Source organism: Pontimicrobium sp. MEBiC06410 (genome assembly GCF_053601615.1).
Window position 1 is genome coordinate 84,225 of sequence record NZ_JBSHNT010000162.1, and the last position, 13,982, is coordinate 98,206.

11 protein-coding genes are annotated in these 13,982 nt (G+C 32.9%); 9 read left to right on the top strand and 2 right to left on the bottom strand.

Annotated features, from left to right (window positions below; genetic code table 11):
* Nucleotides 1-16 precede the first annotated feature (16 nt).
* The 9 genes from ACVC08_RS16185 (at nucleotide 17) to ACVC08_RS16225 (ending at nucleotide 7,320) form a co-directional block, all read left to right on the top strand.
* Nucleotides 17-766, top strand: coding sequence for a WG repeat-containing protein (locus tag ACVC08_RS16185; RefSeq protein WP_452602829.1), 750 nt, complete (start codon nucleotides 17-19; stop codon nucleotides 764-766).
* A gap of 66 nt (nucleotides 767-832) precedes the next feature.
* Complete coding sequence (locus tag ACVC08_RS16190) at nucleotides 833-1,525, top strand: Ig-like domain-containing protein (RefSeq protein ID WP_452602830.1); 693 nt, start codon at nucleotides 833-835, stop codon at nucleotides 1,523-1,525.
* A gap of 12 nt (nucleotides 1,526-1,537) precedes the next feature.
* Nucleotides 1,538-2,404 (top strand): hypothetical protein, encoded by an 867-nt coding sequence (locus ACVC08_RS16195; protein ID WP_452602831.1) that lies wholly within the window; start codon nucleotides 1,538-1,540, stop codon nucleotides 2,402-2,404.
* A gap of 60 nt (nucleotides 2,405-2,464) precedes the next feature.
* A complete protein-coding gene (locus ACVC08_RS16200; protein ID WP_452599100.1) occupies nucleotides 2,465-2,866 on the top strand; it encodes a c-type cytochrome in 402 nt (133 codons plus the stop codon).
* Nucleotides 2,867-3,261: 395 nt separating this feature from the next.
* Entirely contained in the window at nucleotides 3,262-4,383 is a 1,122-nt protein-coding gene (locus tag ACVC08_RS16205; RefSeq protein WP_452599101.1) for a CNNM domain-containing protein, read from the top strand.
* Nucleotides 4,384-4,391: 8 nt separating this feature from the next.
* A complete protein-coding gene (locus ACVC08_RS16210) occupies nucleotides 4,392-4,865 on the top strand; it encodes a methylated-DNA--[protein]-cysteine S-methyltransferase (RefSeq protein ID WP_452599102.1) in 474 nt (157 codons plus the stop codon).
* A gap of 84 nt (nucleotides 4,866-4,949) precedes the next feature.
* Nucleotides 4,950-5,393 (top strand): DUF4442 domain-containing protein, encoded by a 444-nt coding sequence (locus ACVC08_RS16215; protein ID WP_452599103.1) that lies wholly within the window; start codon nucleotides 4,950-4,952, stop codon nucleotides 5,391-5,393.
* Between the two features lie 50 nt (nucleotides 5,394-5,443).
* Nucleotides 5,444-6,595, top strand: coding sequence for a serine hydrolase domain-containing protein (locus ACVC08_RS16220; RefSeq protein ID WP_452602832.1), 1,152 nt, complete (start codon nucleotides 5,444-5,446; stop codon nucleotides 6,593-6,595).
* Nucleotides 6,596-6,606: 11 nt separating this feature from the next.
* On the top strand, nucleotides 6,607-7,320 hold the full coding sequence (locus tag ACVC08_RS16225; RefSeq protein WP_452602833.1) for a 3'-5' exonuclease: 714 nt from the start codon (nucleotides 6,607-6,609) through the stop codon (nucleotides 7,318-7,320).
* A 123-nt stretch (nucleotides 7,321-7,443) separates the two neighbouring features.
* On the opposite strand, the gene ACVC08_RS16230 is transcribed toward ACVC08_RS16225, so the two are convergent.
* Nucleotides 7,444-11,469 carry a M36 family metallopeptidase gene (locus tag ACVC08_RS16230; protein ID WP_452602834.1) on the bottom strand — a complete coding sequence of 1,342 codons (4,026 nt, stop codon included), beginning with the start codon at nucleotides 11,467-11,469 and terminating at the stop codon, nucleotides 7,444-7,446.
* A 207-nt stretch (nucleotides 11,470-11,676) separates the two neighbouring features.
* A complete protein-coding gene (locus tag ACVC08_RS16235; protein WP_452602835.1) occupies nucleotides 11,677-13,887 on the bottom strand; it encodes a GEVED domain-containing protein in 2,211 nt (736 codons plus the stop codon).
* Between the last annotated feature and the right edge of the window lie 95 nt (nucleotides 13,888-13,982).

Here is a 13,982-nt window from a genome sequence, read left to right on the forward strand (position 1 = left end):
TAAAACTGAAAAAGAAATGGATACAACTGAAGTAAAGCCAGAAGAGAAAAAAGTTGAAAAAGAAATTATAATAGACTATACAAATATAGATTGTGATTCTATAAAAAACACTTTTGTATTTGAAGGATTAGAAATAGGATACAAATTCGAAAATAAATTATTAAAGTATTATGAATGTCTAAACAGCAAGTCTGAAAATAAATATGATGACAAAATTAAACAGTTAAAGGACTACGCTGGGGTATCTAACGAAGGAGATGTAATATTAGCAAGAGAAAACCTTTCTCCTTATGAATATGTTCTTTTAGATAAAAAACTTAACGAAATTACACGCTCTAAATACATATCACACAATCATAATAATATCCTTTTTAAAAAAATAGATACTATTGAAACATTTGAAGCATATCTCTATTATGAAGACACTAATAAAGCAGAATATCTAAAAATTAGAAGCAACAATTATTTAAAATTAATTGACATACAAAATAAGCCTCTTAATAAAATGAGGTTTCATGCTATTAGTTTCTATGACAAAGAAGAGTTTATGGAGGTAAAATGGGTTCTTAATTATGGTATAGTAGATTTTAATGGTAAAGTATTAATTCCTACTAATTATAGAGATTTAAGTTACGATTATAATAGGAAAGTTTTTAAAGCGCGATATAAAAGAAGATGGGGTGTAATTGATTTAAATAATGAAATTTTAGTTCCGTTTAAATACAAAAGTGAAGAATTAGTAGAAGCAGAACTAATGAGATTATAGTATATAAATCTCATAATATGTAAGTTATTAAATAAGGTGTCGACTTCTAGAGAAACATTTTAGACAATGAGACATGCAATCACCTTTATTCTTTTAGTAGTAACTGTTACTATAAGCAGTTGTATTGGAGAAGATATTATAAATGATGAAATCGATCCCGAATTAAGAATTTTAAATCCTATACAAAGTATTGCCGTTTCTGAAACGCACCAATACAATGCTAGATATTTTAACAATATTGGTCAAGAAGAAGAAGCTACAGTTACATGGTCTGTTTTAAATGAATCTATTGCTTCCGTAACATCCAACGGTTTACTTACAGGAATTACAGAAGGAGAAACAATAGTTAATGCCACTGTAACTTCTAGCAATGGAACAGTAACGGAAACCAATACCTCGGTAACGATTACAATGGATACTGTTACCCAAGAGCCAATTGTAAAAACAGGAGTTATAGCCACAACAAGCAGTTATACTTTAACAGGAGATTTTACAATAGGAGAAGTTGAAAACACAGATAATCTTTTACTTTCTGTACAAAGTAATTATCAAGCCTCTACAAATCTTCCTGGCTTATATTTATACTTAACAAATAACCCAAACTCTATTAATGGGGCATTGTCTTTAGGACCTGTAACCGTTTTTAATGGCGCACATACTTACGCAATAGATAATGTTGGTATTAACGATTACACTTATTTGCTTTACTGGTGCGAACCATTTGGAGTAAAAGTAGGAATAGGAACAATTAACGATTAATAATTTTTAATAATGAATTCAAAACAACTTACTTTATTAGTATTCTTAGTCTGTTTATGTTCTAAACCAGCATTTTCACAATGGACAAAAGAAAAAGGAAAAGGGTATTATAAATTATCTGCATGGTATTTGGAGTCAGACCAACACTATACAGATACCGGAGACACAGATCCTAACATAACTAGAGGACAGTTTAATATTAATTTTTACGGAGAATACGGGCTTACTAAAAAACTAGACATTGTTGCCTATGTTCCTTTTTTCTCTAGAGTATACCAAAACGATGTAATTTCTGGAACTTCTGGAGCAACAATTGGTGTAGGAGAAGACCTTAACTCAATTGGAGATATAGATTTAGGACTAACTTATGGCTTTATAGACACTGGAAAATTTGCATTATCCGGAACCTTAAAATTTGGACTTCCAACTGGTAACGATTCTGGAGGTAGTGATGATAGCTACCAAACAGGAGATGGAGAGTTTAACCAAATGGTATTAATAAATGCTGGTGCTCCATTTAAATTAGGTGAAACCGCACTTTACTCTAAAGCTTATATTGGGTACAATAATCGAACTCAAAACTTCTCTGACGAGTTTAGATCTGGGTTAGAAATTGGTGCTAACTTTTTAAATAAAAAGTTATGGTTTATAGGGCGATTAGACATTGTTAAATCTTTAAACAATGGAAGTTTAAATGCACAAAATAGCCAAGGTAGTATTTTTGCAAATAATGTAGAGTATACTAGTCTAGGAGGAGAAATTGCTTATTATTTTACAAAAAAATGGGGTGCTTCCTTTAACTATACAGGAGCAATAGATGGTAGAATAATATATGCAGCGCCTTCTATTTCTTTTGGGGTATTTCTAGACATTAAATAACAAATTATATTAGCACCGTTTTTATACTATAAAACACAATTAATATTGTAAATTTATTGCATGAAAACGGTATTACTTTTATGTGCTTTAGTAATTACTTTAGGCTTTTCTTTATTTATTTTAGTGATTAAACAAGAAAACACAAGGGCGTTATGTGGCACACCAACTCCTCAATTTATATGTGGCACTAAAAGTTTAGCAGCATTTAACCTTAATAAGAGCGCAATAAAAGGAAAAAGTATTTTTAATACTAATTGTGCAGCCTGCCATAAATTAGATAAAAGAATGACTGGGCCTGCACTAAGGCATTTGAGTGAAAAATACGATTCTATAACACTCTACAAATATATTCAAGGGAAGCCCACTAAACTTTTAAACAGGACAAATTCAACATTTACTTGTACCTTTTTTCCTCAATTAACACAGCAAGACATTGCTAACTTAATAGAATATACTAATTAAGTCCTTCATTTTTTAAATAGTTAGCAATGACACTTAAAAACTCAGAACAGTCATAAGGTTTATAGAAAATAGCATTCATTCCTGAGTCTAATATTTCAACATACAACTCTAAAACCCTATAATTGTTAAAGCTATTTAAGGCGACATCACCTTTCTTTTCAACGTTTTTATCTAGCCAATAAATCTAGAAAAAAGCTAAACTCTGCTCCTTTACCCAAATCACTTTATAAATGAATATTGCTTCCAAATAGCTTTAACAATTTTTAATCTATTGCCAAACCTAACCCTGTTTCTTTATAACTATTATCATTTATAATCTGCGAAATAACTAAGCCATTATAATTTACAGAAAACTATCGTTTTTTTAATTAAATTAGCGGAAACAAAATCACTCAATGACTTTACTTATATTTTACGCTTTTATTTCAATATTTTTTTCTTTTTTATGCTCTATTTTAGAAGCTGTTTTATTAAGTGTAACACCAACATATATTAATGTAAAAAAGAAAGAAGGTAAAGGCTTTGCTGATGAATTAGAAGCTTTAAAAAAAGATGTAGACAGGCCTCTTATTGCTATTTTAACTTTAAATACCATTGCCCATACAGTTGGCGCTATTTTGGTAGGTGTGCAAGCTAAAGTTGCTTATGCCGAATTATATGGCAGCCAAACTCAATCTATTTTTGGAGTTACATTTACTGAGGACCTTATGGTTGGTGTTGTTTCTTCTATAATGACTATTTTAATATTAGTGGCTTCAGAGATAATACCAAAAACTATCGGTGCTACATATTGGAAAAAACTATCAAATTTTACTACAAAAGCACTAAAAGTTCTAATCTTTCCTTTACGTTGGACTGGTATTTTATGGATTTTACAATTAACCACAAAACTCATTGGTGGTAAAGGACACCACGGAAGCGTATTAAGCAGAGAAGACTTTCATGCCATGACCGATATGGCTGCAGAAGAAGGTGTATTTTTAGAAAGTGAAAGCACAGTTATAAAAAACCTATTAACATTTAAAGATGTTGTTGCCAAACATATAATGACGCCTAGAACAATAATGAAAACAGAAAATGAGACCACCACTGTGGAGGATTTTTTTAATAAAAATATAAATCTTCGTTTTTCTAGAATTCCAGTATTTTCAGGAACAGTAGATAATATTAAAGGGCTTGTTTTAAAAGATGAAATCTTTAAAGAAATGGCTTTAGGGAATGGCTCTAAAAAACTATCAGAAATTACTCGCCAAATAATTATTGTTAATCGCGATTTAGCAATACCTAAACTATTTGAACAATTAGTTGAAACTAGAAATCACATGGCTTTAGTTGTAGATGAATATGGTACCGTAAGTGGCTTAGTAACCATGGAAGATGTTATAGAAACTCTACTAGGTTTAGAAATAATGGATGAAAGCGATAATGTATCCAACTTACAAATGTTAGCCAGAAAAAATTGGGAAATTAGAGCAAAAAAATTAGGTATATTAGAAGACGAAACTAATAATGAATAATATTAATTATGGAAACTTGTTATATCAATTCGCCCCTAGGAATTACAAAAATTAAAGGAGATGAAAATGGTATAGTTTCGGTTTCTGTACTTAATACCGAAGAAAAAGTTTCTGATATCATTCCTGAAGCTTTAGAAGATTGTGTCTTTCAACTTAACGAATATTTCGAAGGAACTCGCAAAGAATTCAGCTTAAAATTAAATCCACAAGGTACAGCATTTCAAAATAGTGTTTGGAATGCTTTACTAACTATCCCGTATGGTAAAACTACATCGTATTTAGCACTCTCAAAACAGTTAGGAGATGTTAAAGCTATTAGAGCTGTTGCAAATGCAAACGGTAAAAACCCACTTTGGATTATAATACCCTGTCATAGAGTAATAGGTAGCGATGGTAGTTTAACAGGCTATGCAGGAGGATTACATAGAAAACAATGGCTTATACAGCATGAAAGCCCCTATAAACAACAATCTTTATTTTAGTAAATGTATAGAGTTTTAGTAACATTTCTAAAGCGGTTTTTTAGCGAAAGCCAAATCTACAAATATGGCTTTAATTGGTCGCCAATGTACAGACGGACTACAGCAAGACTAATTATGGTTAGTAAAGACCTACATTATGTAAAAATTAGAATTCCTATTAACTGGAAAAACAGAAATTATGCTGGTTCAATTTTTGGAGGCAGTATGCTATCTGCAACAGACCCTATTTACATGATTCAGCTCATTCAAATATTAGGAGACGACTTTGTCGTTTGGGATAAAGCAGCAAGTATTAATTATAAACGGCCAGCGAAAGAAACTATTTATGGAGAATTTGTTTTTTCTGCTGAAGAAATACAATCGATTAAACAACAACTTGTTAACCAAAATGAACTAGAAATAATAAAAAATATGACACTTGAAAACACAAAAAATCAAGTATTTGCCGAAGTTTCAAAAACCATCTACATTGCTAACAAAGCCTACTACAAAGAGAAATTAAAGCGACGACAATACTCTAAAAAATAGTATGCACGCATATTATTAATTTCTTATCTTTAATTCCTAAACTCAGTGTAATGAAATTTCTTAAAAAGCTATTTAAGGTTATAGTGGTATTATTCGCTTTAACCATCGCAATCTTATATATTACAGATACAGATTATTTAATTAAAGCTGTACGTACAATTTACATGAGAGGGTATACAACTGCTTTTTTAGACGATTATAAACGTTTTGATAATAGAACTATAGCTAATGGCAAACCACAAGCTTGGCCTAACCATAAAGATTACAACAGCGTTAAAGAAACTGAAGCCTTACAAAAAGCAAATAACGATTATGGCACCATAGCCTATGTTATTATAAAAAACGATAGTATTTGGTTTGAAAACTATTACGATAATTACAACGCAAATTCCAAATCTAACTCCTTCTCTATGGCCAAAAGCTATGTTTCTGGTTTGTTAGGAAAAGCAATTATGGAAGGTTACATTAAAAACCTAGACCAGCCCGTGAGCGATTTTCTACCAACATTTAATGAAGGAAACGCAGCAAAAATGACTGTAGGAGATTTATCATCAATGGCATCGGGAACTAATTGGGACGAAGCCTATTACTCACCTTTATCCATAACAACACGAGCCTATTTCGATGATGATTTAGAAAAAGTAATGCTAGGCTTAAAGGTTGTAGACGAGCCCGGAAAAGCCTTTAAATACGCAAGTGGAGACACACAAATGCTTGCTATGGTTATAGAAAAAGCTACTGGTAAAAAACTATATAACTATCTTGAAGAAAGCTTTTGGAAACCCCTTGGAGCAGAAAATGAAGCGTTTTGGCAAGTAGATAGTGATGACCACGATCTAGTAAAAGCTTATTGCTGTATAGCAAGCAATGCTAAAGATTTTGCTCGTTTTGGAAAACTTTATAAAGATTATGGTAAATGGAATAATCAACAAATTTTAGACTCTACTTTTGTTGCAAAATCGCTAAAACCACGTTTTAGTGATGTATATGGTTATGGTTGGTGGTTAAAAAACCACAAGGGTAAAAACTTTAAAATGATGCGTGGTCATTTGGGACAGTATGTAATAGTACAACCAGAAGATAATGTAATTATAGTACGTTTAGGGCATCAAAAATCTCCAGATGCTGCAGTAGGAAGCTTTACTAATGACATTTCCATTTATATAGACGAAGCTTATAAAATGCTGAACTCAAAACTTTAAAAATACAATTTATGATCTCGAAACTTAATTTAGAGAACATACTGTTCTTGGATATTGAAACCGTACCCGAAACACAACATTTTTCAGAATTAAGCGAAACTAAACAAGAATTATGGGATTTAAAGTCTAAATACCAACGTAAGGAAGAGTTTTCCGCCGAAGAGTTTTATGAACGTGCTGGTATTTGGGCAGAATTTGGAAAAATAATATGCATCTCGGTTGGTTATTTCACAATGCAAGGAGATATTAGATTATTTAGAACAACTTCCTTTTTTGGAGAAGAAGCTAAATTATTAAAGGATTTTAAAAACTTAATCATTTCACATTTTAGCCAAGCAAAACATTTACTTTGTGCGCACAATGGCAAGGAATTCGACTTTCCGTATATAGCCAGACGTATGATTATAAATAATATTGAATTACCATATAAACTAAACCTCTTTGGAAAAAAACCATGGGAGGTATCACATTTAGACACTTTAGATTTATGGAAATTTGGTGACTACAAAAACTATACATCATTAAAATTATTAACTAATGTTTTAGGCATACCATCGCCAAAAGACGATATTGATGGAAGCGAAGTGTATAGTGTTTATTATGAAACTAATGATATAGACCGTATAGTTACTTATTGTGAAAAAGATACTATTGCTGTAGCACAAATTTTACTAAGACTTCGAGGCGAAGCTATTTTAAATGAAGATGAAATTCTTCATGTATAAAACTATTTAAATTAACAAATAGTTCTCACACATAAGTTTATCAACGTTAAACCATAATAATATTATATATTAAAAAAGCCTCGAATGATATCGAGGCTTTAAAATACAGTTAGTTAATTATAATTATTCTTTAATAAAACGTTTAGTCATTTTATTGCTCTCATTAGAAAACTCTACAACGTAAACAGCTGCCTCTAAATTAGAAACATTTATACTGCTACCTTTTAGCTTTCCTGTAGAAACAACTTGCCCTAGCATATTGTATATTTTATAATCTAAGTTTTCTGTAAATGTAGAAACATTCAATAATTCTCCTTTAACTGGGTTTGGATAAATTTTAATATCAAATGTAGTGCTACTATCTGTAACCGCTCCCCCAGTAGTTAAAGCATTAAAAGTGGTAGATGTCGTTAAATTTATATTATCTATAGCCACGTCAGACTGCCATGTGCCTCCAGTGATACGATTAAAACGTAACTGAAGTCCAGATCCAACATAAGCAGAAATATCTAAAAAGACTGCATTCCACTGATTACCTTGATTACCTGTTTGATTCCAAATACTTGTCCATGTAGCACCATTATCATTACTAGCTTCTAAATCTATACGGCCACCATCTGTAGAGCCAAACATATGATAATCAAAAGCAAATGCAGCACTAGAAGCTCCATTAAGATCTAAACATGGTGAGTTTAAAATAGCTCTTTTATTAGGAAAACCTGTACCGTTACTTGATGCCTCTACATACATATAAGAAGCGCCTTCAGATCCTGTAGATGGCCCAGTTCCATTAGAAGGTGTACCACCTGAATCACGAGTCCAATTTAAATCATCTCCACTCGCTTGCGTCCAAAGTCCAATACTAGACTCAAATCCTTCATTATAAGGAGCCGTTTCTCCTCCAACACATCCAGAATTGCCTCCTCCTGCTATTAAACGGGCATTATCTAATGCAAAATCCGATTGCCATGTACCGCCTGTAACACGATTAAAACGTAATTGAACAGAACCTCCTACATATGCAGATAAATTAATTGAAACGGTATTCCATTGGTTCCCTTGGTTTCCTGTTTGGTTCCATAAACTTGTCCAAGTAGCACCATCATCACTACTTGCTTCTAAATCTACACGCCCCCCATCTGTTGAGCCAAACATATGGTTATTAAAAATAAATGTTGCCTCAGTTTGAGTTGTTAAATCAAAACATGGTGAGTTTAAAATAGCTCTTTTATTTGGGTAGCCTGTGCCGTTAACTGAAGCCTCTACGTAAACATAAAAAGCGCCATCTGCTCCTGAAGATGGTCCTGTGCCGTTAGATGGTGTTCCACCTGAGTCACGAGTCCAATTTAAATCGTCTCCAGTAGCCTGAGTCCAAAGTCCAAAATCAGCTTCAAAACTTTCTCCATATGGCAGAGAATTAACTCCATTTAAACAGCCTCCAGGTGGTGGTGTTGAATTAGTCGTTACATTTAGTGTATTACTAAATCCAGAGTTATTTCCTGCGGCATCTTTTGCGCGAACTCTAAAAGCATAAGCTGTATTAGCAGTAAGTCCTGTTACTTGCATTGTTGTATTTGTAACATCTCCTAAACTAGTATTTCCTTGAAAAACTTCGTAAGCAGTAACTGCGACGTTATCTGTAGAAGCATCCCAAGATAAATCTACAGTTGTTTGTGTAATTCCAGTTGATACTAAATTTAAAGGTATACTAGGCGCCTCTGTATCTACAGTAGTAGATGTAATATTAAAAGCATCTATGGCTATATCTCCTTGCCAAGATGTACCTGTTGTAGCTCTGTACCTTAATTGTATTGTTTCGCCTACATAAGCAGATAGACTTACACTTTCACCAACCCAATTAATACCTTGATCTCCTGTTTGAGACCATATTTCTGTCCATGTTTGGGCACCATCTACTCTAACTTCTAATCTAATAGTACCAACGGCATTACCAATCATTTGATAATGAAAATTAGCTGTTGGATTTGTTAAACCTGTTAAGTTAAAACATGGAGAGTTTAATATTGTGTTCTTGCCTCCAAAATTTGGACTAGACGCTTCTACATACACATAATATGTGCCTTCAAAAGCACCAGTTGGCCCTGTATTATTAGAAGGCGTACCTCCTGTATTAAGTGTCCAGTTAAAATCGTCTCCTGTATCTTGAGACCAGCTACCTAATGTATTCTCGAAACCTTCGCTGTATGGAAAACTAGCAATTGTAGTATCGCATGTTATTGGAGGTGGAGGAGAAGAACAACCACTTGTAAAAGATGCCGTTTGATCATTATTAGTGTTAGTTCCTCCATTCGTATTTTCTACAGCATCTACTCCCACTCCTCTTTTAGCAAAAGCATCCCAAATTAAACAATTATATTGTCCTCCATAAAGATCTTGATCTGCTTGTAAAATACCATCTCTACCAGAAACAAAACCTGGATTGTTAGCCGTATTTTTAAGTCCTTCAATAACTAAAGCCATAGCAATGTTATTTCCTCCAGTACCTGTATATAGGTTAGAATCATAGCCTTCTAAATCTATAAGATCCCAAGTCATATCCCATAAAATAGTTGCAAATGCATAACCAACTCCATGAGGTACAGAAAGTCCAGAAATATCATTATAATCTGTTCCATTAACTGCTGTATCTGTAGAATACCTTGTAGGACGAATTCCACCACCATCTGTCGCTTGACCTATAGCGTACGTACCTACACCTCTTGCTGTATTTCTAGTATCTCCTGGACGAATGGTTAGTATTAACCCCAGCCAGTCCGACCATCCTTCTCCCATTTGTTCCGATCCTCCTAATGCATTAGTTGATGGCCCTCCAACTAATCGTGTTGAAACTCCATGACCATATTCATGAGCAATAATTACATTATCTAAATCACCATCTCTAGTAGGATTTGTAAATAAAAACATTTGCATTCTTGGATTACTTCCGTCTGGAGGAGTAGCAAAATTTGCATTATTTGTTCCGCTACCGTCTTGAGCATCTGCATTTACAGAATCGCTACCTGCCCCTCCTTTACCATAATTGTTTTCTTGAAAATTACCAGATGCTTCGTTAAAACCATACTGATAGGTTATATCATGTATAATATTATTCCAATAAAACAAATTGGTAGTTGCTGCTGGTAAAAATGTTGAAGGTGCATTGTTTAAGTTTAATGGAAAATCAAAATTTAATGCACTTCCTCCATCTGGAGAAACACCTATTCCATTATTACCATTGGTATCATCCTGTGCTCTAACATTATTTCCTATTGTTGTGGTAAATTCTGCTCCAGCACTACCGTTAGTGTCATGCCACCCAAAAGGAGATGCTATTGCATTTGCTGGATCTGTAACTATTGTTCTACTTCCATGATTAGGGCTTTCTATTCCCAAAGGATATACATTGTAAGACCCTCCGCCAACTACAAATTCTGTTGTAGTTTTTTCTTCTCTTAAAAATAAATCCGTTTTTTCTACAGTAGAAATACTTTCATTGTTATGATCATGGTTTTTATGGTTAGGATCTCCAAAATTGCAAGAAACAACCCAATCTTCAGTATATAGTATTTGTCCTGTATTTGCATCAATATTTTCACTCCACCAATGCTCACCATTTTTTTGATATAGGTTAACATTCCAAACCAACCTCAACCTTTCATTATATTTTTGGTATAATAACTTAACTTTAATAGGTTCCGAGCTTATTCCAGAATTTTTATATTCATAAATACCATTCTCATTTTTAACTCCTTTTAGCGTAGGGTTTTTTAAACGATGCTTATTAATTGTTTTTAATATAGCATCTTCTGGAGTAATTGATGGTATTGCTGCATTTGCTTTAGATGATATGTCTGAAACAAACTGATTAATTTCCCATGTTACTTGATTATTTTTAATTGTTAATTTATAACCAGCAAACTGAATTGGAATATTATTGTGATACTGTTGTACGTACACATGCTGGATATTTGGATTCAATGATGGAACGACATCTGTAATTTTCCATTCGGCCAAATCCATTTTTTTAGCTTCAGAAACTTCTGAGATGCTATTAAAATGATTTTGAACAACGTTTTTAACTTGTCTTTGAGAGAATGAGCTTTGTACTGCAAAGATTAGCAGCAAAAACAATTTGTAACTGTTTTTCATAATAATAATTTAGTGGATTAGTTAATATTCTGTTTTATAGTATATTAAAGTAATAAAAAAACCGAATGATTATTCGATTTTTAGTTTTTTTTCGATGAAAAACACTTAAAGACATCAAATTCATACAGTTTTAACGCTTTTATTAACAAAAAAAGCCCTGATTACTCAGGGCTTTAACAAAAATTAAATTTGGTTGATTTCTACAAATTATTGTTTAATAAACTTTTTAGTAATAACCTTGTTATTTACATTAAACTGAATCATATACAATCCTGTTTTAAAGTCGCTAACATTAATACCATTTCCTGTAGTATTTCCTCTCTCTACTTCTTGGCCAAGCATATTAACTATTGTGTACGATAAATTCTCCGTAGTTTTAATATATAAAATATCTTTTACAGGATTAGGATAAATGCTAATTGCAATAGTTTCTGCAACTAACTCTCTTACATTTCCTCCACCAATATTTACAGTATAGTCTTCTACCTCTCCATATTGGAAGCTTTCGCAAGATGTTGGCACACCATTATATTTCATAGATACTCGCATTCTTGTTACTCCATTTGCAACATTATTTGGTATAGTAAATGAACCACTTACTGGGCTTGTTTGCGATGCTGCTTTAGTCCATACAGTTTCTCCAGAATCTGTAAAGTCTCCATCTCGGTTGTAATCTATAAATACGGCATAACCTTCATTATATTTAGTTCCCGTCCATGTTGGTGTTATAGTTATTGTAGAAGAAGTTCCTTTAGATAAGTTTGTACTTGTTGATGTAAAATTTGAATATCCTGTACTTGTAGTACCAACTCCAGATGCTTTATTAATTGATCCTATTCTTACTCTAGAAATATACTCATCGTTTGTACTATTTCCATTTGATGAACAATAGTTAACTGTTGGTGTAGATCCTACAATATTTACTGTATAATCTTCCACTTCTCCATATTGGAAACTTTCGCATGATGTAGGTATACCGTTATATTTCATAGATACACGCATTCTGGTTGCTCCTGTTGCCGCTCCAGTTGGAATGGTAAATGTTCCTACTGCTGGTGTAGTTTGAGATGCTGCTTTAGTCCAAACAGTTTCTCCTGCATCTGTAAAATCACCATCTTTATTATAATCTATAAATACAGCATAACCTTCATTATACTTAGTTCCTGTCCAAGTAGGTGTTACTCTAATAGTAGCTGTAGCTCCTTTAGATAAATCTGTTGAAGTATTAGTAAAATTTGAATACCCTGTGCTTGTAGTACCAGCTCCAGATGTTTTGTTTATAGACCCTAACTGTACGCGACTAATATACTCATCGTTTGTACTATTTCCATTTGATGCGCAATATTGGTTACCTGTTTGGCATGGTGAACAAGATCCTCCACAATCTACTCCAGTTTCGTCTCCATTTTGAATACCATCTGTACAAGTTGGTTGTGGTGTTACCGATCCGCATTTATCTGATAAAGCTAAACTTCTTCGTGCTCCACCAGCTTCTAATACTGCTCTCATTCTATTTTTTTGACCTAATGTAAATAAGTTCATACATGAATCGTTTGTATAATCCATATAATTTTGTGGCATATCTGTAGATGAGCAAGATACTTGACCAACTGGACAACCACTATTAGAGGTTCTATGTGTAGGCGTATCGCTTACAAAGTCATTTCCACAATTTGAATCTCCCCAAATATGGCGTAAGTTTAAAAAGTGTCCTATTTCGTGAGTTGTTGTTCTTCCTCCATCATAAGGAGCCGTCACTGCTCCAACTCTACCAAATGCATTATATATCATAACTAATCCGTCTGTGGCAGCCGATCCCCCAGGAAATTGAGCATAACCTAATAAATTAATTGTTTGTCCTTGAGATACTGTTGTCATTTTTGGAACAATCCACATGTTTAAATACTCTGAAGTATTCCATGGGTTTATACCTCCTGATGATGCTCTTTTTGCATCATCATTAGCCCCCCAATCTTGACGTGTTGTTTGTTTTCTTGTAATACCAGTTGTAGCATTTCCATTAGGGTCTATTGTAGATAAACAAAACTCTATTTGCGTGTCTGCCGCTTGAGACCATGTATTATCTGCATTACTATTTGTACGTCTAAAATCTTCATTTAACACATCTAATTGCGATTGTATTTGAGCTTCACTAATGTTTTCTGTGCTATTTCTATATAATACATGTACAACTACAGGAATAGTAATTATCTCTCCGTTAATTTTATTCGAGGATGCTTCTAGTTCTGCAACTTTAACCTTAGTATAAGCCTCAATCTCCTCCATTCTTTGTTCAAGATTTGGGTCTTTCTGTTTTCTAAGTTCTAAGTTTTCCATTGTACCACATGTTCTTTCTTGAGAAAAAGTAGTTAATACAAAAAGAAAACTAAATAATGATAAAATAATTGTTTTTTTCATGAGGATTATTTAATAATTTAATTAATATTCTATGATATAGACAATAAAAATATCTAAAAACACAGAATATTTATTCTGTTTTGTTTTTTTTCGAT